We start from the raw sequence: 22,038 nt of genomic DNA on the forward strand, positions 1-22,038 counted from the left end.
GTTGTTTGATGCTGTTTAGATAAAAGGTTTGCTTATGAAAACACAGAACAAATCACAATCTAAGTCTAAAGTCCCTAAAGATGGGCTATTCCCGGAAATTATCAGGAATGACTATCAGGGAAGCCGAAAGCTATTGAATAAAAAAGCTGTTATTTCAGGAGGAGACAGTGGAATAGGACAGGCGGTGGCTGTTCATTTTGCAAGAGAAGGAGCTGATGTTGTTATTGTTTATAAAGAAAGTGACGATGATGCTAAAGAAACCCAAAAATTAGTAGAAAAAGAGGGCAGAAAATGTCTTTTGATCAAAGGAGATCTTACCAGGAAAGCATTCAGAAATAAGTGTCTTGATAAGGTTAAAGAAGCTTGGAAGAATATTGATATTTTAGTCAATAATGCAGGTATTCACACTTCAAAAAACAGTTTGGAAAAAATTTCTGACGAACAGATTCAAAAGACCTTTGATACCAATATCATTTCTATGATCTCTTTTACTAGGAATTTTCTATCGCTGATGGGAAAAGGAGGCAGAATCATCTGTACAACATCTGTTACAGCCTATCGTGGAAGCAATCATCTGATTGATTATGCAGCAACAAAAGGAGCTGTACTGTCTTTTATCCGTTCATTGGCTGATAATCTTGCAGAAAAGAAGATTTTAGTTAATGGCATTGCGCCAGGTCCTATTTGGACACCGCTCGTAAAAGAAGCCTTTGACGACCTTTCAACCTTTGGGAAAGATACTCCACTGAAACGGGCCGGTCAGCCATCAGAAGTTGCTCCAGCATATGTTTTCCTTGCCTCTAAAGATGCTGATTATATCACAGGTGAGGTGATTCATATCAACGGTGGAGATTTTGTCGGAGGCTAGTTCAGTATTTTATCATATTTATACTTTCAAATCCTCAAATTTATACCACTTAATACATTAAAAAAATTATGGAACAATTATCATATGAAATAGAAATTAATGCAGAACCAGAAAAAGTATGGAGCGTCCTTTGGGGAGGTATTACCTACAGACAATGGACGACTGCTTTTACAGAAGGGTCTTTTTATGAAGGAGTATTGGAAGAAAATAATATCATAAAATTCCTTGACCCCAAACATAATGGAATGTACAGCCGGGTTGAAAAAATGATTCCCAATCAGGAAATAAAATTTCTGCATTTAGGGGAGATCTATGAAGGAATTGAAGTTGCTAAAGAATGGGGGGATGCAACGGAGTCTTACATCCTGGAAGAAAATGACGAAGGAACATTGTTGAAAACAGTTATTAAAACTCCAGCTGAGTTTAAAACATTTTTTGAAGAAAAATTCCCCAAAGCTCTTAATATTATTAAACATCTTTCTGAAAATCAGCTTTAAAGCTGTAGTGATGAAAAATAATTCAAATCAACCACAAAAATTTACAATATGGAAACTCTATCGTACGAAACAATAATAGATGCTCCTCTCCAAAAAGTATGGGATATTCTCTGGGGTCCTAAAACATACAGTGAGTGGACAAAATACTTTGGTGCCGGATCTTCTGTTATGAAATCCGACTGGCAGGTTGGTGGAAAGACCTATTTCCTTAATGAAAAAGGTGATGGAATGGTTTCTACCATAGACAGCATGGACGAACCCCGTCAAATTGTTTTTAAGCATTTAGGAATGACCGAAAATGGAGTAGAAGATACACAAAGCAAAGAGGTTATGGAGTGGAGCGGTTGCTTTGAGAAATATTTTCTGACTGATTTTGATGGAAAGACAAAGCTTCATACAGAAGTTCAGGTAGATAAAGAATGGCGGGATCACATGGATACAGGTTTTACAAAAGGATTGATGGTGGTGAAGAGTCTGGCAGAAGGAGTTAATCTTAGTTCAGTGTAGAGCTCGATATTCAAAGTTGTAGGCTTTGTAATTGATGTCTCTTGTGTTAACTCTCATCTATCAATTCAGAAAAATATGAAATTATTAGTAATTCTTTTCGGTACATTTATATTAGCTTTACTGGGAACAATGGTATTTCAGGGAAAGCCGGATCTTTTATTTTCGGGAAATCTCGGGATGGCAGTCTTTATTGTATTTACAGGATTTTCCCATTTTAAATTCCAGAAGGGAATGGCAATGATGATTCCCGGTTTTATTCCTGCTAAAATCTTTTGGGTGTATTTTACAGGCTTTCTGGAAATCGCCGCCGGAATAGGGCTGATGATTCCTGCTATTCGTGAAACAACTGCAGTTTTATTGATTATCTTTTATATATTGGTTTTTATCGCCAATATCAATTCATCCCAAAAGAATATTAATATTTTTAAAGCAGATTACACAGGGCCGGGAATGCAATACCTTTATACTCAAAGAATTCCCATGCAGATTATTTTAATAGCCTGGACCTGGTACTTCGGAATGTATTTATAATGAACATGCAGGCAGTCTTCGGGACTGCTTTTTTATTTCGAAATATTCAAAAGAAATGTTAAATATTGTAACGTTTTATGCTTTTTGACTGTCTTATCTGTAAAGAATCTGATTTTTTATTGATGAAATATTGAATTGAAGACTCTGTTTTTAACTTTAAAAACGTAAGTTATGAATCTAAATTCCAAAATTTTCGGTACAGCTTATATTGTACTTTCTGCTATTATGATTAACGCACAAAATTCTGCAAGTAAACTTCCGGGAGATCCTACGCTTCCGTCTACCAAAGCTAATCTTGAAAAACTGGTGTCCTACGATAAAGGAACCTTCAAATATAAAGTAGAAGATTATTTTGCAAGGCCCAAAGCTTCAGCATTTAAAATTTCTCCTGATGGAAAATACCTTTCTTACAAAGAAAAAGATAAGGACAGCAAAAACCACGTATACGTTAAAGAACTGAACACGGGGAAGATTACTAAAGCTATTGTTGAAAAAGATGATCTGATAAAAGCCTATGGCTGGCTGAATAAAAGCCGTCTGTTTTACACTCAGGATAGAGGTGGAAATGAAAATATCCACTTATACGCTGCGGATGTAGATGGAACGAATCTTAAAGATTTAACACCATTTGACGGAATCACCTTAGGAGAAATTATTCCTATAAAAGATTCCGACTTCGTTGTGGTTACGATGAATAAGAACAATAAGCAGATCTTCGAGCCATTTAAAATCAATTTTGTAACAGGAGAAACGACTCAGCTGTATGAAAATAAAGATGTCAACAGTCCTATTGACGGGTATATTTTTGATAAAGACGGAAATTTAAGAGGATACAGCGTTCTTGAAAACGGATTGACTACGAAAACGTATTACAAAGATTTACAGACTGGAAAATTTAATCTTCTGAAATCTGCAGACTGGTCAGATACCTTCAGTATTATCAGGTTTAATGATCATTCTAAAAATAAGGATGAAGCTTATGTAGTGACCAATTTAGATGGTGATAAAGCAAGAATTGTTTTGTACGATCTGAAAAAAAATGCTGTGATCAAAGAAGTATATGCTAACCCTGTATATGACGTAAGTTCAATAAGTGTTGCGGGTAAGAACAGAAATTACGAACTGGATTATGTCAGCTATGAAGGATTAAAAGGAGAAACAGTTCCTGTAAGTAAGTTTTATAAAGAAATTGATGATCAATTAAAAGCGCAGTTTAAAGATAAAGAATTTGGTATTGTTTCCTCTGATGATAATAATGAGAAGCTTTTGGTAGTGGTGGGAAGTGATAAATTATACGGAACCTATTACGAGTATGATACCCAAACCAAGCAGACAAAACTTCTTTACAATCTTATGCCACAGCTGAAAGAAGAAGATATGGCTGAAATGAGACCTATCGAATTCAAAAGCAGAGACGGATTAACCATTCGTGGATATATTACACTGCCTAAAGCAGCATTGGAAGGGAAAAAAGTTCCTCTGATTGTCAATCCTCATGGTGGTCCTCAGGGAATAAGAGATCATTGGGGCTTCAACCCGGAGACGCAGTTGTTTGCAAGCAGAGGATATGCGACGCTTCAGGTGAACTTCAGAATTTCAGGGGGCTATGGAAAAGAGTTCCAGAAAGCTGGATATAAGCAAATCGGAAGAAAAGCTATGGATGATGTGGAAGACGGAGTAAAATATGCTATTAGCCAAGGTTGGATAGACAAAGATAAAATAGCAATTTATGGAGGAAGCCATGGTGGATATGCTACTTTAATGGGCTTAATTAAAACTCCGGATCTATATGCGTGTGGAGTAGATTACGTAGGAGTATCTAATATTTTTACCTTCTTTGCTTCTTTCCCTGAATATTGGAAGCCCTATAAAGAAATGGTAAAACAGATCTGGTATGACCTGGATAATCCTGAAGAAGCTAAAATTGCTAAAGAAGTATCACCGGTGTTTCAGATTGATAAAATCAAGAAACCATTATTTGTAGTACAGGGAGCCAATGACCCTAGGGTAAATATCAATGAGTCTGATCAGATTGTAAAAGCAATGCGTGCCAAAGGTTTCGAAGTTCCTTACATGGTAAAATATGATGAAGGACACGGATTTGGAAAAGAGCCTAACAGAATCGAACTGTATAAATCAATGCTGGGATTCTTTGCTGAGAATTTCAATAAAAAATAAACAGGCAATTTTTATAATTTTTGAAACGGAGGATGTAATGTCTTCCGTTTCTTTTTTGTCATTGCGAGCGTAGCGAAGCAATCTTTATAGAATTGGATGCTGAGGTTGGACAACGCAAGGAAGCAAATTTATTGAATTGCTTTATGTTTTTAAGGCGCAAGGATTTTATCTGCGATAAAATTGAATGATGCCTATATTTTCTCACGGATTTCACAGATAATGCAGATTCTTAATTCGTAATCTATTGTTTAGCGAGTTTTATATTATGGTAAAAGTTGTTCTTCTATAGATTAATAGATAGAATAACGACTTTTGTTATTCAGAGCGAAACGAAGTGTAAATAATCTCTCAAATATTTCATATAATTTTTAAGCCTCAATCATCTGTTAGATCTGCTAAATCCGCGAGATAAATAAAAAAATCAACCGCTTCTTTATCATTGTGAATGAAGCAAAACGTAATGAAGAATCTCAATAATGATCTTACAAAGGTTTTATAGTTTATTAAGGAATGGTTCCCCCAAACCTTGACAGGTTTTCAAAACCTGTCAAGGTTCGTCTTTTCTCCACAATTAGTCATAGAAGCGGTTACCTCACAGCGTATATTGGCGTAAGTACGGCGCGAGGAGTATGAGCGGATAGCAGGAAATAGCTCCTGAAAAAAATGAATAGTAATAAATAATGAGTGGCTGAATATATAAACAGATGAAATAAAAGCCTGATGAATAAAAGAAAAACAGAAATTCCAGAAAAATATTTTAAATTTATTAAAGTAAAATAAAAAGGATAGCCGTCATATCAGTATGGAGGTTGTCGAAAAAATAACAATGCCACAGAAGGATAAAGACAGTATCATCTCACAAACCGTTTCGAACTACGGAGGGAAGCTGATGTCCTATATTCGTCCCAAAGTGAAAAATACGGAGGATGCGGAAGATATTCTGCAGGAAGTGTGGTATCAGTTCAGCAGTATTACCAATCTTTCCGAGATTGTGAATGTTGGGGGCTGGTTGTACAGGGTAACGGCGAATAAGATTACAGACCGTTACCGTAAAAAGAAAACAGAAAATCTGGAAGATTTCGTCTATGAAGATGAAGACGGAAGCTTTTCTATCAAAGATATTTTATTGATGGATGAAAGTGCCGGGCCTGAAGTGAAAATGTTTCAGGATGAGATCTGGAAAAAACTGTTTGAAGCGCTTGATGAACTTCCCGAAAAACAAAGGCTGGTCTACGTAGAAAATGAACTGAACGACAAAACCCTCCAGGAGATTGCTGATGAACAGGGAGAAAACATCAAAACCATCATCAGTAGAAAAAACTATGCTGTGAAGCATCTGAGAAACAGATTGAGAAGATTATACGAAGATTTAAAAAGTTAGAAAAAGAAATTATGAATTATAAACACAAAAAGGGCTGGATTTTTTTATTGTTATGTCCACCATTAATTCTCCTAGCCGTTACCTGGATCGTAATGTCGCTGTGGAATTGCCTTCTTCCTGAAATTTTAGGGGTAAAATCCATTACATACTGGCAGGCGATGGGAATCCTGATCTTAAGTAAGATTCTTTTCGGAGGTTTTCATTTCGGAAAAGGGATGAGAGATTTCAAAGAACGAAAAATGAGAGAGAAAATGGAAGGATTATCGCCCGAAGAAAAAGAGAAATTTAAAGAAGCCTGGAGAAACAGATGCTCCGGAGGATTCTTCAACAGAAATAACGAATAATTTGAAAATTTTAAAGAAGTAGTAAAGTAAAATTAAAATTCATTCGTCTTTATAAAAAACAAGAAGTAGTAAAATTTAAAATTTTGAAAAAATGAAAAATTCAGCATTAAAAGGAGCTCTTGGAGCACTAGCCGTTGTGGGTGTAGCCTTAATCGCTAAAAAAGCAGTACAAAGAAAAAGATTTATCAGAGGTATTTTTGATGAATACGGAATCAAAGAAAAATCCCCTTTCGGATTAGCCGATAAAATCAGAGAAATGAATGATGATCAATATCAGGAACTGAAAGGAAAATTCAAAAAAGAATTCAGTTCAAGATGCTGCAGAAAGGATAATACCTGCGAAGCATAAAAAGTAAATAACTAAATTGAAATTGTTTAATTCGGGCTCGGGAAGCTTTGCTTCCCGAGCCCGAATTTTTTTATTTTAAGCCAACCAGGCCATTCTGCAGAATTTAAGAATGTTTTGGCAGTGAATGTATTGATTAAAGACTAAATTTGTTCTTCTTTCATTTCACAATCATGATACCGAAGAATATTTTCATCATCATACTTGCTTTTTTTTCTATTGTTGTATATGGACAGAAATCTGAATTGAAGAATAAGCAATATATTTTCTTTTTGCACAACAAATTTCTGGAGGACCATTCAGCAGATGAAGCGCATCCTAAATATGGTATTGTAGAGTATGAAAAAGTCCTTCATCAGTTGAAAGACAGCAGTAATGTTATTCTTTTTGAGAAAAGAAAACCTAATACTGATCCGGCAGTATATGCTCTGAAAATAAAGAAACAGATTGATCGTCTTATTAAAAAGGGAGTTAAAGCTGAAAATATTACAGTTGTAGGAACCTCTCAAGGCGGTTATATTGCACAATATATTTCCTGGTATGAAAAAAATCCGGAGCTGAAATTTGTTTTTATTGGTGCTAGTTTTAAAGATGATTCTTTAGAGAAAGATGAAAATTTCAGATTGTATGGAAGAATACTTTCCATTACAGAAAAATCGGATGACGGACATGTTCCTCTATCGCAGGAGCAGCGATTTATCAGATCAGATATCAAAGATTTTAAAGAGATTGAGCTTAATACAGGATTGAACCACGGATTTTTGTTTAAAGCTCTTGATGCCTGGATTATTCCAACAAAAGAATGGATCAATCGTAAATAACTATGGAGAATACAGGTAATTAACTTCGTATGGTTTGTTGAGAAGCATAAAAGCACAGATTTTTTGCCACGAATGCGCGAAAAAAAAATACTTTAAATATCAATTAAAAAAAGTCTTTTCTATGTTCCTATGTGGTAATTTTTTAAACCACATAGGAACATAGGTATTATGCAAATAAACTCATTTGTGCATTAGTGGCCATCAAACATGTAGTATTCAATTTTATTGCAGATAAAATAAAACACAATGCTTATCAATAATCTTACGATTTTGTGCTTTCCAACACTGATGTCATATGTAACATTAAGATTGCTTGCTCGCAATTGTAAAAACGGATAGAGTTAAGCATTATAATATATTGATATTTGTTAGGAACAACAGCTTATTATTTACGTTGAATACAAAGTAAAAAGAAAAATAAATCCTTATTTTTGTATTGCTCAATGAAAGATTACTACTATTTTCTCGGTATATCGCAGGATGCTTCAGAAGAAGACATCAAAAAGGCTTATCGCAAGCTCTCTCTGAAATATCATCCCGATAAAAATGAGAATGACGATTTTTTTGCAGACCGGTTTCGTGAAATTCAGGAAGCCTATGAAACATTGAATGATCCTGTAAGCAGACGTAGTTATGATCAGAATTTAGAAAGTCATCAACGAAGTTTCAGATATAATATTCCACCTGTCATTAAAACTTTTACAGCCAATAAGATTCATGTGAAAAAAGGGGAGGAAATTATTATCAGCTGGCAGACCAGCAATGCGGATGTGGTAAAGGTTCTGCCTTTCGGGCTTGAAAAACCTTATGGTGAAAGAGTTTTTAAGATTACAGAATTTAAAGACGGAAAATTCCAGTTACTGCTTCATGCAACCAATTCACTATTGCATAAAACCGTAGTTCAGGGAATTACCATTACTGAAGTTTTTGAAAATGATACTGACAAATTCAAAAATACAGTGGATGAAATGTTTAAGCCACAGCCTAGAACGGTGATGAACAAATCCGGCCAGCCCAAAATTGTTATACTGTTTTGGGGTGTTATTGTACTGGCAGTTGCTTTATATTTCCTGATAAAAGAAGTTTTTTAAGCCATTTTCTTTCTTCCGGGGCACTTTTTACATCTTTTCCCTTTCTTGAATTTTTTGCAGCACGATTTCTTTTCGCAAAACATCTCTTCATTGCTGAATGAGTATACTGGAGCCAAAGGTGGAACTTTAAACGGGACAATCATATTCATGTTGCAAATATATTAATTTAGAATAAATATAATTAATAAAATTTCATAAAATTCTTAAAACCTGATGAATAGCAGACTGAGCTCCTTTTTACAATCTCAGATTACTTTAAAATCGGACTGTATTTTGAATTTAAATTTTCACATTTTCATACCAAAACATATACTTTTTACCTGTTATAAATAAAAATATTTTCAATCCTATTTTAAAATTTTTTCCAATTTTCAAGGAATAACTCATTGTTTTATTAATAATAAACTGCCTGTATTTTTGAATACTATTTGTAATATTGAGATAATAGTTGTTTAAAATAAACTAAACTATATTTAATAGCTATCAAAAGCTGATAAGGTTGTCGTAACTAAACTATTTAGTGAATTATCATTGCAGATATGCTGTTGTACAATCGTGTAAAAAATTGTAATTTTACCCATCTTTTTACAAACAAAATCTAATAAATAAAAATGAATACAGAACAGTTTGTGAGCCGTCACATTTCCTTAAATGAAGCCGATAAACAGGCGATGTTGGAAAAACTTGGCGTTTCTAGTATTGAAGAGTTAATTTCTCAGACCATTCCTTCTTCCATCCGTTTAGAAAAAGATCTTGAGATCTCAGAACCGCTTTCGGAGTACGAAATGCTGAATCACTCTAAAGAGTTGGCATCAAAGAACACTGATTATACAAGTTATATCGGTTTCGGATACCACAATACCCTTTTACCATCAGCTATTCAGAGAAATATCTTTGAAAATCCTAGTTGGTATACTGCATATACACCATATCAGGCAGAAATTGCACAGGGAAGACTGGAAGCTCTTCTTAATTTCCAGACTGTAGTGTGTGATCTTACAGGATTCGGTCTTGCTAACGCCTCTTTGTTGGATGAATCTACTGCAGCTGCTGAAGCAATGCACATGTTCTTTAACAACAGAACGAAAGACCAGAAGAAAGGAGAAGCTAATAAGTTCTTTATTTCTGACCTTGTATTACCTCAGACAATCTCCGTATTGAGAACTAAAGCTGAAGGGTTAGGAATTGAAGTGGTTGTGGGTGACCACAAGACGCATGCATTTGATGCTTCTTACTATGGTGTTCTATTACAATATCCTGGTAAAAACGGAATTGTTCTGGATTATACAGAAAACATTGTTGAATATAAAAAAATAGACCTTCAGGTAGCCGTTGCATGTGATCCTATGGCATTGGTGAAATTGAAATCACCGGCTGAAATGGGTGCTGACTGTGCAGTAGGAACTTCTCAGAGATTTGGTATTCCATTAGGGTACGGAGGTCCTCACGCGGCATTCTTTGCTTGTAGAGAAGAATATAAAAGAGATATCCCTGGAAGAATTATTGGGGTTTCTCAGGATATGTACGGAAGACGTGCATTAAGAATGGCATTACAGACAAGAGAACAACATATTAAGAGAGAGAAGGCAACTTCAAACATCTGTACTGCTCAGGTTCTTTTAGCGGTAATGGCGGGAATGTATGCTGTTTACCACGGTCCAAAAGGATTAAATTATATCGCTGATCAAATCCATTTTAAAGCAAATGCTTTGAAAGGAGGGCTTGCAGCATTAGGATATCAGGTAGTAGAAGAGCCTATCTTTGATACAGTGAAAATCACGATGCCTGAAGAAGAAAAAGGAAGGCTGATGAGAATGATGCAGGATCACAGACTTAACCTTAACTATTTCACAGAAGGGGTGGTAAGTATTGCGATCAACGAAAGTACTACATTAGAGAAATTAAACTATCTGATGGCTTCTTTCGCTCAGTTCAAAGACAAGCAGACTTTCAAATTAGAAATCAAAGAAGGATACAGCATTCCTGAAGAAAACCTGAGAAAAGATCAGATTCTTACAGAAGAAGTATTCAACAGATACCATACGGAAACAGAATTGATGCGTTACATCAAGCGTCTTGAGAGAAAAGATTTATCGTTGACACACTCAATGATTTCTTTAGGATCTTGTACGATGAAACTGAACGCTGCGACTCAAATGTTGCCACTTTCATGGGCAGATTGGGGAAGTGTACACCCATTTGTACCGGTAGATCAGGCTGGAGGATATCAGCAGATGATTGCAGAACTTGAAAAAGATCTGGCAACAATCACTGGTTTCGCAGGAACTTCATTACAGCCAAATTCCGGAGCTCAGGGAGAATATGCAGGATTAATGGTCATCAGAGAATACCATATTTCAAGAGGAGATCACCACAGAAATGTAGTATTGATTCCTCAGTCTGCACACGGAACCAACCCGGCTTCTGCTGCAATGGCAGGAATGAAAATCGTAGTTGTGAAAAACCTTGAAAACGGGGAAATCGACTTCGAAGATCTTAAAGCTAAAACAGAATTACATTCAGCGAACTTATCAGCTGTAATGATTACATATCCGTCTACTTACGGATTCTTTGATGCTAACATCAAGGAAATTACTAACCTGATCCACGAGCACGGAGGACAGGTGTATATGGATGGTGCTAACATGAATGCTCAGGTAGGATTTACAAGTCCGGGAAACATTGGAGCAGACGTTTGTCACTTAAATCTTCACAAGACTTTTGCAATTCCTCACGGAGGTGGAGGTCCTGGAGTAGGTCCAATCTGTGTTGCGAAGCACCTGGTGCCGTTCCTTCCTTCCAATGCAAATATCAAAATCGGAACTAAAGAAGCAATCGATGGTATTTCTGCAGCACCTTACGGTTCAGGATTAATCCTGAATATTTCTTATTCTTACATCAAGATGTTAGGAACTGAAGGCCTGAAAAAAGCTACCGGACATGCAATTATGAATGCTAACTACCTTAAGGTAATTTTAGCTGAGCATTTCCCAATTTTATATTCAAACGAAAACGGAAGAGTGGCTCACGAATGTATCGTAGATTTCCGTCAGTTCAAATCTTTAGGAATTGAAGTGGCTGATGTGGCGAAGAGATTAATGGATTATGGCTTCCATGCTCCTACAGTTTCTTTCCCTGTGGCAGGAACATTAATGATTGAGCCTACAGAATCTGAAAGCAAGTCTGAAATCGATCGTTTTGCAGAAGCTTTAATCTCTATCAAGCATGAAATTGATGAGATTGCTAACGGACAGGCTGATCAGGCCAATAACGTATTGAAAAACGCTCCTCACACAGAACAATTGGTGATCTCTGATTCTTGGGATAAACCATACAGCAGAGAAAAGGCAGCTTATCCATTAGAGTGGGTAAGAGACCACAAATTCTTCGCTTCTGTATCAAGAGTAGATGAAGCTTACGGAGACAGAAACTTAGTATGTACTTGTGAGCCGATTGAAGCTTATATGTAATTAGAATTTTTTCTAGATATAACAAATCCCTTTCAGTAATGAGAGGGATTTGTATTTTTTGTAATTCTGCAAAGTCTCCTGACTTTGTAAAGTGTTATGTATTATAATCTTATTTATTTGCCTTTAATTAATGCCTCTAATCTAGACATCATATCATCCTTTTCCGTCAGCATTCTTTCGTAAAGAGCAATTTTTTCCTCATGAAGTTGGATAATTTTGTCCAATGGATTGATATTACATTTGTATTGCTCAGCATAGGCCACGGCATCATCTTGAAAGGTGTTTGCAATAATATTTATAGCTTGTTCCTCATCAAAATTCTGGAATGCTTCCACAGGAATTTTCAAAACTTCAGAAATTTTTTGAAGAAGAGGGTCTTCAATAGTTTCTTTCTGTTCCAATAATGAGACTTTCTTTTGATTCCAGTCATCACCCAAATCCAATGCTAAAGATTCCTGTTTGATGCCCAGCATTTCTCTGAATCTTTTTACGTTTCTTCCCTGATGTATTTTTTGTTCCATTGGTGGTTTTTAAGCTTAATTGATGGTTCGGATAGTAAAGATAAAAAAATATATGGAAGCGTGAGGCTACTTTTGTAATTCAGTAGAAGCTTTGTTTTTGAATAATGAGTAAGTACATTCTATGGGGGGTCATTTAATTTTAGTGATTTTTTATAGTATTAATGATAGTTATGTATATTTTTAATGAATACTTACTATTTTTTCTATTTTTGCTGAAAATTAAAATTAATAACCAAATAACTTTTGGATGAAAAAAATAATCATCTTAGCTTTTTCCCTGGCATCTTTAATGGGATTTTCTCAAACGGGGTTACCTCAGAATTTAATTATTGACGGAACTTTTGGGATCCCTGATCCTGAAGATATGCTCTCACGGGATCTTAATAACGATAACAAAAAAGACATTCTGGTTAAAACCTATTACCGCAATCTTTTCTGGATAAAGAATAAAGGCAATGGATTTGAACATCCGGAACTTATTTATGAATCTCCTGTTGAATATATTAATGATTTTGACAGTGCAGATTTTGATGGGGATGGAAAAGCGGATATTATTTTTAGTACTGCAAAAGGCCTGTTTCTCATGAAAGGAACTGGAGTTGGAGCTGCTGCTTCTTTCAGCCAGCCAGTTAAATTGGTAGATGAGAGTATTTCTCTTTTCAGGGTTGGTGATATCGATGGGGATGGAGATCAGGATATTTATTTTCATCAGCCTATCTCGGGAACATGGTTGATAAATAACGGAAATGGAATATTTACTCAGGGAGCACTTATTTTTACCTCTCTTCAAAAACCGGATTCTGTTATTCTGAAAGATCTGGATAATGATAACAAACCGGATCTTCTGGTTAGATTTAATGCGACAAGGATATTAAGGTGGTACAAAAATAATGGGAATGGGAGCTTTACCTTCAAACAGGAGATTGATGATTTTGCATTAGGTGAGTTTTTTGACCTTGGTGATGTGGATGGTGATGGAGATTTGGATATCATTCACCTATTTGAAAATGGGAATGTTAAACAGTTTAAATGATATAAAAATACAAATGGGGCAGGTACTTTCTCTCCCTCTATCTTAATATCCAATGTTCCTTATAAACCGTATACTGTGCAAAATGTAAAAAGGTTTGGAGTGAAAATGTTTGATCTTGATGCAGATGGTATGGAGGATCTTGTATTCTGTGTATTATGGGATAATAAATTATCATGGAAAAAGAACCTGGGGAACGGTATTTTCGGAGCTGAACAGATTGTTTCTCAAAATGCAATAAGAATTTCCCAGTTTGATGCTGCGGATTATAACAATGATTCAAAAATTGATTTAGTATCCGTTTCTGCAGGAGACAGTAAAGTTGCATGGTACGAAGGAATTACCGGGACAGGCAATTTTTCTTCTGAGAAAATTCTTACAACAGATGTTTACGGGCTTTCATCAGTAGAAACAGGAGATATTGATGGGGATGGGGACGCAGATATTGTAGCAATGTCTTCAAGTAAAATTTCATGGTTTAAAAATACAGATGGACATGGTGGCTTTTCAGATCAGCAGAAAATAATAAAAAATAATATGAAGTATGTTTCTGATATGTCGTTGGCTGATATTGATAATGACGGGGATACTGATATTATTTTTAATAAAGAATTGGATACCAATCCTACAACATACAAATATGTATGGCTTGAGAATAATGGAACAGGAGATTTTAATACAGAACATACGATAGGAAATAGCCTGGGCCATCTTAATACAGTAGGTGATTTTAATGGCGATGGTAAGAAAGATTTTGCTTATATAGGAAATGCCACTAAACTGACTGTATTAATGAATACAGGTAATGGGAATTTTGGTGCTCCTACAGAATTTTTGGATAGCATAACAAGTTATGTTACTTCATTTAAAAATGCTGATATGGATGGAGATGGAGATCTGGATCTTGTTATCGCTCTTTTAGATGGTAGCATTATCTGGTATGAAAATGTAAACGGGCAGGGAAGTTTTACGGTAAAACATGTTGTCGCCAGCTCTTTGTTTGGATATATCAAACTTCATATAGCGGATTTGGATGGTGATGGAGATAATGATATTTCTTACGTAAATGATAATGGAAATAAAATAAGCTGGTTTGAAAATACTGATGGAGCAGGGAATTTCGGACAGGGGAAAATTGTAGGAGCCGGAACTGCAATAGGGCCATTCGCACTCACTACAATTGATATTGATGGTGATGGACTTAAGGATATTGTCACTAACTCTAAAACGGAACCAAAACTAAGATGGTATAAAAATAACGGCAATGGAATTTATGATAACGTTCCGAAATTAATTACCAATAATAATATGGGAATTGCAGCATCTTTGCTGAGTACCGATTTAAATGGAGACGGAAATAAGGAATTAGTGGTAGGATCAAAATACTTGGCTAATGATAAAGAATACATGATCTCATGGTTTGAAACGGGAGCTGCTTTCCAAAATAAAATAAAAGGAAAAGTACGGTATGATATTGATAATAACGGTTGTGATGTGAATGATATTTCAGCGACTATGATGATGGTCTCCACACAGGATTCTGCTCATAAGTATTCCACTTTTACCAATGGGAACGGTGAATATTCACTCGTAGCAAAACAGGGGCAGTATAACACGTTTGTGGATAAGGTTCTTCCTGATTATAGTATAAACCCCCAAAATGATTCCTATAATTTTGCAGCAACCGGAACGACACGTACTGCTGATTTTTGTATTGCTCCCAATCAGGTATATAAAGACATAGAAATGAGTATCTATCCGATTTTAACAGCCAGACCAGGATTTGATACAAAATACAAAATGATAATCATAAATAAAGGAACCCAGAAAGTGAGTGGAGATATTTCCTTCAGCTATAATAATGCAAAGATCAGTTTCCTTCAGGCTTCTGCCATACCTACATCACAAAATAATGGGAATATAATCTTTAATTATCAGGATCTGGCACCGTTTCAAACAAAAACTATTGAGCTGAAATTTAATGTTCTTCCAATGCCGGCAAACAATATTGGCGAACAGCTGGGTGTGCATGGAGCAGCCAATGTCATTGGTGATATAAATCCATCTGATAACGAATTTAATTTACTGCAAACTATTGTGGGATCTTATGATCCAAATGATATAACAGTTATTGAAGGTCCGCAAGTGCTTTTACAGGATGTTGATAAATATCTGCATTATATCATCCGTTTTCAGAATACAGGAAACCATTTTGCAGAAAAAGTAAAGATTCATAATCTTTTAGATTCCAAACTCGATAGCTCTACTTTAGTTTTGGAGTCTTATAGCCATGCAAACGAGGTAAAAATTACTGATGGACATGATATAGAGTTTAATTTCAATGGGATCTATCTTCCAGGGTCTAATGATGAACCAAATTCACATGGGTTTGTTACTTATAAAGTGAAGCCTAAAGCAAATGTTCAGGTAAATGATATCATTAATGATACTGCTGATATCTATTTTGATTATAATCCGGCAATTGCTACTAATGTGGTCTCAACTAAGATTATTAATCAGACATTAGGAACTCAGGAGCAATTGAAAAATAGTTTAAGGATTTATCCTAACCCAACTACTGGAATTATTACAATCAATACCCAGGCTATTTCTGAAAAGGTGGAAGTGTATAATATGGCAGGACAAAAGCTGAAAGAATTTCAGGATGTAAACAAAATCGATATTACGGAGCTTCCGACAGGAATTTATATGCTGAATATTACCTCAAAGAATAAAGAGGTGACTAAAGCTAAAGTTGTAAAGAAATAAAATCCGGTATCAATAAATAGGAACACCTCTCATTTTTGAGAGGTGTTTTTTAATATATTAATGCTATTATCTTCTCTTATAGCTGTAAGCCACCAGAATGGCTACTCCCATAGTAAGAACAGTTATCATTGAAATCGTTTCAATGGAGATTCCACTTTTCATCTGTGTGTTTTCTTTTTCACATGAATAAAAGAATAATACTGTCAATAAAAGACAGCTCGATAGTAATTTTCTGATCATAATTGCATTTGTTTGGTTATTAATGTTTTATCATCAAAAAGTATACCGATTTTGTGGACTATATGTAAAGCGGTTTTTAGGAACTGCTATATTTAGTTTTCGTTTATTTTCCGGGAGACTTTAGCAATCACCGCCTGATGTTGGAAATAATCAACAGTGGTAAGAATAATAAAAAATAAGCCGGGAATCACAAGTTCTATGATCAAATGTTGAACGAAGAAATATAAAATTAGGAAAAGAATACCTGCATACAGCAGATTAAATAGGATGGGATAAAAGGCTTCAACCTTATACGTTAGAGTTTTTGCACTTTCATTGTAAATAAAATATTCTTTGCCGGGTGATAATATCAGGGGAGATCTTTTTGAAAAATCGAGTTTAAAAAGACTGTCTTTTCCTGTAATTATATTGTCATGAATTTGTATATCATTTACTTCTCTTTCCATAAATGAATCGCGTGCAGCATCAGTGACATTTTTTGCAGTTGTTCCCTCTTTTATTTTTATTTTAAATGTATAGAACATATTTCGTCATTTTTTACTCTTATCATTGTTTCCTTCATCCCAATAATAACTGTCCGGATAGATTCTTGCTCCAAATACAGCCGTTCCAACACGTATAATAGTAGCTCCTTCTTCTATGGCGGCTTCAAGGTCACCACTCATTCCCATTGACAATTCCTTCATTTCGATGTTGGGAATATATTCACGGATGATTTGTTGTTGCAGGTTTTTAAGAATTTTAAAACACTGTCTTACTTTTTCACTTTCTGCGCTGAATAAGCCGATAGTCATCAATCCTTTTACTTTTAATGTAGAGAATTCTGAAACCTTTCGGGTTAATTCAATGGTCTGGCTGGGATCTATTCCAAACTTGCTTTCCTCATTCGAAGTATTGACCTGAATCAAAACTTCAATTGTTCTGTTCTCAGCTAAAAGCCTTTGATGCAGTTTTTCTGCCAGATCCAGGCGGTCAAGCGACTGTATACAGGTTATGTCGTATTTCAGGATATCTTTAATTTTATTGGTCTGAAGGTGTCCGATAAAATGATTGATGTGAGGCGTTTTTTTTAGCTCTTCATATTTCTCCTTCAGCTCCTGAACTTTATTTTCTGCAATGAGAGTCTGTCCGTTTTCCAAAGCAATTTTAATACGTTCTGCGGAAACTGTTTTGGTTGCTAATAGTAGTTTAACTTCATCAGGATTTCTTCCTGCTTTTTTACAGGCATTCTGAATCCGGGTATCGATGACTTTCAGGTTGTGAAGGATGTCTTCTTTCATGATCGGATGGTTTCTTTAGTTTCCAGCTTTTGAATAAGAGCTGTTTTCACAGCCGTTAAAGCATAATCCTTAGCCTCTGCAAAAGAAATGGAGTATTTCCTTTCAATGGATCTCATATCTTCAGGGAATCGATTGAGGAGAGTGTCATAAAAAGTATCCAGAAATTCTGGAGAAGGCATTTCATAATTGATTTTCAGCTGAAAACGTCTCAGTAGAGCTGTATCAATAATCTCAGGATGATTGGTGGCACATAGTAAAAGTGCGTTTTCAGGATAATAATCAATAAGCTGAAGCAAAGTATTGACTAATCGTCTCATTTCACCCACATCTTTATCATCACTGCCTCTTGCTTTTCCGATCTGATCCAGCTCATCAAGAAATAGAACAGATCTTTCCCTTCCGGCTTTATCAAATATCATTTTGATATTCTGAGAAGTTTCACCTATTCGGGATGAAACAATATTACTTAAATTTAAAATGATAATATTTTTCCCCAGAGCACTTGCAATTGCTTTGGCAGTCATTGTTTTCCCACATCCTGAGCTTCCCTGAAGAAGAATCTTATGATTCACCGGAAGACCGTATTCCTGCAGTTCCTTGCTGTAGGTATGTTCCTTAATAAGCTGTACAAGCTGTTCCCTGTTGTTCTTACTGAGAAATACATCGTTAAGGTTTACCTGTTCTTTATCTTGAATAATGAGATTGTACAGATTCATGGTAGCAATTAATGGTTCTAGATTCTAACAAAGATAAGGCTTTATTAAATGACGTAAACATCCTGATTGAGAATAAGCGGGTAGGCCAGGAATGAGTATGGGTGATTAATGATGAGTAATAAGTAATGAGGTGGTTTTAGCAGATAATTTAAATATTAAGCTTAATTACTATAAAAAATAAATCCGAACTAATGTTCGGATTCATCATTTGGATATAAAAATTTGTTATGAAACTAAGATCTTTTTGTTTATGTTTTTGGGCCCTTTTACCTCATAGGTAAAAGAGCAATCTGATTTCTCAGAGTAAAAACATAAAACAATATAATTAGTATAGTTTTGCTATAGGCTTATTTATTTGAGTGATTAGTTTCTTTCTCTTCTTGCTGTCATGAAATATGATGAGAATACTACTAAACATGTTGCGATACCGATATAAGTTACCATTTTGTATTATTTTTAATTATTTGACTTTTTTTTATCAATCTTTCAATTGCAATATTACAGCTTTCAAATCACGTGCCAAAGCAAATCACTATGATGTATATCAGTGTGTTATGGGTGTTTTATTTAATTTTTAAGAGATTTTTTGTTTACATTTTGTTAATGTATTATTGCGAATTTATTAATATATTTATTGTTCTGTCTTTAAAAAAATATGAAAATGTTAAGCGTTTGTAGACTTCTATATTAGACTTGATAAAACAAACAATAAGTAATGTAACGCATAGTATTGATGTGAAATGAGAATTTTATGTGTAAAATTTCAGCGTAAAACAGATTTCTATGTTAAGAAAATTTATTTTTATCAGTGTTTTTTGCGTTGAATTTTTTTATTGCCTGTCAGATTCTATGACATCCTTTTTGTGCCAGAACCTGAAATGTCTCTCTCATTTGTCAGCTTGTTGGGATTTAAATGTAAATTAAGAAAACGAAATATAGAAGTTGAAGACTTCTTTTTGGGAACAGGGGAGAGGTTTTGTTATTTTTGCATAAATAATACTTTATGGAACGCAGTTATCTTTTTCTGGCTTTGGCCATCGTATTTGAAATCATAGCTACAACCTTTCTGAAAAAATCAGAAGAGTTTTCTAAGCTGTGGCCATCCGTTGTTACGGTAATAGGATATGCCTGCGCCTTCTATTTTTTAAGTCTGAGCCTTCGTCAGATTCCGGTTGGGATTACTTATGCGATCTGGTCTGGGGTAGGTATAGTTTTTATTACAATAATCGGGGTTGTTGCATTTAAGCAGGTTCCGGATTTACCTGCCATGATCGGAATAGCATTGATTATTTTGGGGGTAATCGTAATCAATGTGTTTTCAAAGATGGGAACTCATTAAATAATAATATCCTGTGTGGTTTGAAGCTGTTTCCAGTGCTGTGATCTATTTTTATACAGAAAAAATTTTCCCAGCTTATATTTAAACTGTAAATAACCACGGAATTCAATTCCATTAAATAAAGTGTAGGAAATATGCTGATTTTCTTCTAAAGACTGTTTTATCCCTTCGCTGAATACAGTAGGACCTGTTGTAGCATGTACATTATTAGGATAGCAGTGGTTTTCTATATTGTAAAGCATTAGTTCCAATGTTTTCTTTAAAAAAGGATGGTCTTTTCTAAAAATAAGTGCCCATTGAACATATAGATTTTCATGTCTTTCTTTACAGATCACTGCTTCATCTTCATCTTTTATAAGCCGCCTGAAAGGTTTGGTGATTGTACTGTCTATATCCAGATATATTCCTCCTTTTTTGTATAAAATGGCATATCTGAAAAAATCTGCTTTTGCTGCACCAATGGTGAGCCTGTTATAACATTCAATATATTGTGGTGGAAATTCTTCAGACAAAAATTTTACGATATCATGATCATCATAGAAAAAATACTGATATTCAGGATTCTTCCTTCTCATATTCCAAATGTGAAATTTTGTAAGTAAAGGCAGCTTTTTTGTTTTAAAAGTCTGAAATATTTGTTTGGGTATAGCCATATTCTTTTTTTATCATCATTATTAATTAAGCATGAAATTGCTTTTTATCAATGGGATTCATGTTTTGATAAATTTTCGCTAAAGAGAATGATGGTTTTAATGGAATAGTTTTGTTGGTGTTTTGATTTTTTGTAAAAAATGGTTAAAGCTTATGTTCTAAATGTTGCATTTAAAGCTTTACTTTCTTTAAAAAATTAATTCGCTATTATTGAAGTTGTTATAGCTGTGTTTTTATTGTTGTGTTTTTTTAAAAATTTTTTCTGCCTGGTACAAAACTAAAGTGACCAAATTAGAATTTCTTTGGAATGGAATTAAAATACCATTAAGGAGATTAAAATGATATTAGAAAATTGTTAAGAGAAATTAATATAGAAAAATAAACAGCACAGAAAATAAGAGAGAGCTGCAGATAATTGCCTACCGAATAATCCCGTAGGTCACTTGGTGGAATTGATTTGTTGAAAAATATATGGTGCTTTTTAAACTGCTCGTAGATCTTTGTAAGAAATTAGCAAGTGATAATCTGAATGATCTGTGCCGTTCATAAAATGATAAATGGATTTCGATTCCTTAATAAAGTTTCTGGTCATTTTCACAATAAAAACTTCTTCGTTTTCCGATTCCTGTTTTTTTCTTAATAAGTTTTTGGCCACAGATCGAACAGGTAGATTTTGTATGAACCAGCCAGTGCTTTTTCAAGGTAAATTCTCTTTTCCAAGCCAGAAACTGGAAACTGTAATTTCTGGCTTCTGCAATAAGTTCCTTACGCTTTTTAGTGGGTAGATTTCCTGTTAAACTTTCCGGTTGTACACCAATTTTGAAAAGAACTTCATTTTTGATGATATTTCCGACTCCTGAAAATAGATTCTGATCCATTAAAGCGTCACATACCATCATATTTGGATTGGTTTTCAGTTTCTTTTCTGCTTTTTCCGGGTTCCAGAGATTACTCATGACATCTGCTTCCCAGTCGATCGTAGAAAGGAATTCTAATTCTACAGATTTTACAGAGCAGGTATAAAAGTACATTCCTTCATTTGAGAATAGTAGCGCTAATCTTAAGCTTTTGTCCGGCTTTGTCTGTTCATTAATACTATAAGAACCAAACATCAGTAAATGAATACGGATGGCTGATTTATCAAAGACCAGATAGGTTTGCTTCCCAAAAGTACGGATCTCATGAAGTGTTTTGCCAATGAATGTTTCTTTATCGAATTTTGCATTACCTGATGCGTCTGTTACCTTATGGCCAACAAACTGCTGCAGGCTTTCTTTCATTAAAATAATGGATGGACCTTCAGGCATGATGTTACTTTTCAATAAAAGTTCAAATACTGTTCCGTTAAACTAAAATGTAGAACTCAGATTAATCCATCCGGGTGTATCAGGAACTTAAAATAATGAATTCATCATCCACTTGTCATTCCGTAGGAATCTTAATAAAGTATTTTCAAAA

Annotated in this window: 21 protein-coding genes; 14 read left to right on the forward strand and 7 right to left on the reverse strand. The window is 34.8% G+C overall.

Annotated elements, in window-relative coordinates; translation table 11 throughout:
- The first annotated feature begins 34 nt into the window (after positions 1-34).
- From DRF65_RS18250 to gcvP, 11 genes are all read left to right on the forward strand, one after another.
- The gene (locus DRF65_RS18250; protein ID WP_115972179.1) at positions 35-868 is read left to right on the forward strand and encodes an SDR family oxidoreductase; all 834 of its coding nucleotides are present in this window, start codon (positions 35-37) and stop codon (positions 866-868) included.
- A 68-nt stretch (positions 869-936) separates the two neighbouring features.
- The gene (locus tag DRF65_RS18255; protein ID WP_115972180.1) at positions 937-1,365 is read left to right on the forward strand and encodes an SRPBCC family protein; all 429 of its coding nucleotides are present in this window, start codon (positions 937-939) and stop codon (positions 1,363-1,365) included.
- A gap of 48 nt (positions 1,366-1,413) precedes the next feature.
- Positions 1,414-1,872: an SRPBCC family protein gene (locus tag DRF65_RS18260; protein WP_115972181.1), complete on the forward strand. Its 459-nt coding sequence runs from the start codon at positions 1,414-1,416 to the stop codon at positions 1,870-1,872.
- Between the two features lie 75 nt (positions 1,873-1,947).
- A complete protein-coding gene (locus DRF65_RS18265; protein ID WP_115972182.1) occupies positions 1,948-2,403 on the forward strand; it encodes a DoxX family protein in 456 nt (151 codons plus the stop codon).
- Positions 2,404-2,574: 171 nt separating this feature from the next.
- Positions 2,575-4,581: a S9 family peptidase gene (locus tag DRF65_RS18270; RefSeq protein WP_115972183.1), complete on the forward strand. Its 2,007-nt coding sequence runs from the start codon at positions 2,575-2,577 to the stop codon at positions 4,579-4,581.
- A gap of 826 nt (positions 4,582-5,407) precedes the next feature.
- Positions 5,408-5,962, forward strand: coding sequence for an RNA polymerase sigma factor (locus DRF65_RS18275; protein WP_185148472.1), 555 nt, complete (start codon positions 5,408-5,410; stop codon positions 5,960-5,962).
- An 11-nt stretch (positions 5,963-5,973) separates the two neighbouring features.
- Positions 5,974-6,306, forward strand: coding sequence for a hypothetical protein (locus tag DRF65_RS18280; RefSeq protein WP_115972185.1), 333 nt, complete (start codon positions 5,974-5,976; stop codon positions 6,304-6,306).
- A 91-nt stretch (positions 6,307-6,397) separates the two neighbouring features.
- Positions 6,398-6,655: a hypothetical protein gene (locus DRF65_RS18285; protein ID WP_115972186.1), complete on the forward strand. Its 258-nt coding sequence runs from the start codon at positions 6,398-6,400 to the stop codon at positions 6,653-6,655.
- Positions 6,656-6,825: 170 nt separating this feature from the next.
- Positions 6,826-7,473 (forward strand): alpha/beta hydrolase, encoded by a 648-nt coding sequence (locus tag DRF65_RS18290; RefSeq protein WP_115972187.1) that lies wholly within the window; start codon positions 6,826-6,828, stop codon positions 7,471-7,473.
- A gap of 443 nt (positions 7,474-7,916) precedes the next feature.
- Positions 7,917-8,564 carry a J domain-containing protein gene (locus DRF65_RS18295; RefSeq protein WP_115972188.1) on the forward strand — a complete coding sequence of 216 codons (648 nt, stop codon included), beginning with the start codon at positions 7,917-7,919 and terminating at the stop codon, positions 8,562-8,564.
- Between the two features lie 611 nt (positions 8,565-9,175).
- Positions 9,176-12,034 carry an aminomethyl-transferring glycine dehydrogenase gene (gcvP, locus tag DRF65_RS18300; RefSeq protein ID WP_115972189.1) on the forward strand — a complete coding sequence of 953 codons (2,859 nt, stop codon included), beginning with the start codon at positions 9,176-9,178 and terminating at the stop codon, positions 12,032-12,034.
- A gap of 113 nt (positions 12,035-12,147) precedes the next feature.
- Here the strand turns inward: gcvP and DRF65_RS18305 are convergent, their stop codons facing one another.
- On the reverse strand, positions 12,148-12,555 hold the full coding sequence (locus DRF65_RS18305) for a helix-turn-helix domain-containing protein (RefSeq protein ID WP_115972190.1): 408 nt from the start codon (positions 12,553-12,555) through the stop codon (positions 12,148-12,150).
- 247 nt (positions 12,556-12,802) lie between these two features.
- On the opposite strand from DRF65_RS18305, the gene DRF65_RS18310 reads away from it, so the two are divergent.
- Both DRF65_RS18310 and DRF65_RS18315 read left to right on the forward strand, forming a co-directional pair.
- Positions 12,803-13,588 (forward strand): FG-GAP repeat domain-containing protein, encoded by a 786-nt coding sequence (locus DRF65_RS18310; RefSeq protein WP_115972191.1) that lies wholly within the window; start codon positions 12,803-12,805, stop codon positions 13,586-13,588.
- Between the two features lie 75 nt (positions 13,589-13,663).
- The gene (locus DRF65_RS18315) at positions 13,664-16,354 is read left to right on the forward strand and encodes a T9SS type A sorting domain-containing protein (RefSeq protein WP_123947380.1); all 2,691 of its coding nucleotides are present in this window, start codon (positions 13,664-13,666) and stop codon (positions 16,352-16,354) included.
- A gap of 66 nt (positions 16,355-16,420) precedes the next feature.
- Here the strand turns inward: DRF65_RS18315 and DRF65_RS28560 are convergent, their stop codons facing one another.
- The 4 genes from DRF65_RS28560 to DRF65_RS18330 all read right to left on the reverse strand — a co-directional run bounded on the left by DRF65_RS28560 (position 16,421) and on the right by DRF65_RS18330 (position 18,590).
- On the reverse strand, positions 16,421-16,594 hold the full coding sequence (locus DRF65_RS28560) for a hypothetical protein (protein ID WP_165852266.1): 174 nt from the start codon (positions 16,592-16,594) through the stop codon (positions 16,421-16,423).
- A gap of 92 nt (positions 16,595-16,686) precedes the next feature.
- The gene (locus tag DRF65_RS18320; protein WP_115972193.1) at positions 16,687-17,118 is read right to left on the reverse strand and encodes a hypothetical protein; all 432 of its coding nucleotides are present in this window, start codon (positions 17,116-17,118) and stop codon (positions 16,687-16,689) included.
- Positions 17,119-17,124: 6 nt separating this feature from the next.
- Entirely contained in the window at positions 17,125-17,874 is a 750-nt protein-coding gene (locus tag DRF65_RS18325; protein ID WP_115972194.1) for a YggS family pyridoxal phosphate-dependent enzyme, read from the reverse strand.
- Positions 17,871-18,590 carry an AAA family ATPase gene (locus tag DRF65_RS18330; RefSeq protein ID WP_115972195.1) on the reverse strand — a complete coding sequence of 240 codons (720 nt, stop codon included), beginning with the start codon at positions 18,588-18,590 and terminating at the stop codon, positions 17,871-17,873. Before DRF65_RS18330 ends, DRF65_RS18325 begins: the two co-directional genes overlap by 4 nt.
- 1,003 nt (positions 18,591-19,593) lie before the next feature.
- On the opposite strand from DRF65_RS18330, the gene DRF65_RS18335 reads away from it, so the two are divergent.
- Complete coding sequence (locus tag DRF65_RS18335) at positions 19,594-19,929, forward strand: DMT family transporter (protein WP_115972196.1); 336 nt, start codon at positions 19,594-19,596, stop codon at positions 19,927-19,929.
- On the opposite strand, the gene DRF65_RS18340 is transcribed toward DRF65_RS18335, so the two are convergent.
- Together DRF65_RS18340 and DRF65_RS18345 are read right to left on the reverse strand one after the other, a co-directional pair.
- Positions 19,926-20,582 (reverse strand): glycosyltransferase family 32 protein, encoded by a 657-nt coding sequence (locus DRF65_RS18340; RefSeq protein ID WP_115972197.1) that lies wholly within the window; start codon positions 20,580-20,582, stop codon positions 19,926-19,928. The two genes, DRF65_RS18335 and DRF65_RS18340, sit on opposite strands and share 4 nt — an antisense overlap.
- A gap of 570 nt (positions 20,583-21,152) precedes the next feature.
- Positions 21,153-21,887: a DNA-formamidopyrimidine glycosylase family protein gene (locus DRF65_RS18345; protein ID WP_115972198.1), complete on the reverse strand. Its 735-nt coding sequence runs from the start codon at positions 21,885-21,887 to the stop codon at positions 21,153-21,155.
- Between the last annotated feature and the right edge of the window lie 151 nt (positions 21,888-22,038).

This window comes from Chryseobacterium pennae (genome assembly GCF_003385515.1).
Lineage (GTDB): Bacteria > Bacteroidota > Bacteroidia > Flavobacteriales > Weeksellaceae > Chryseobacterium > Chryseobacterium pennae.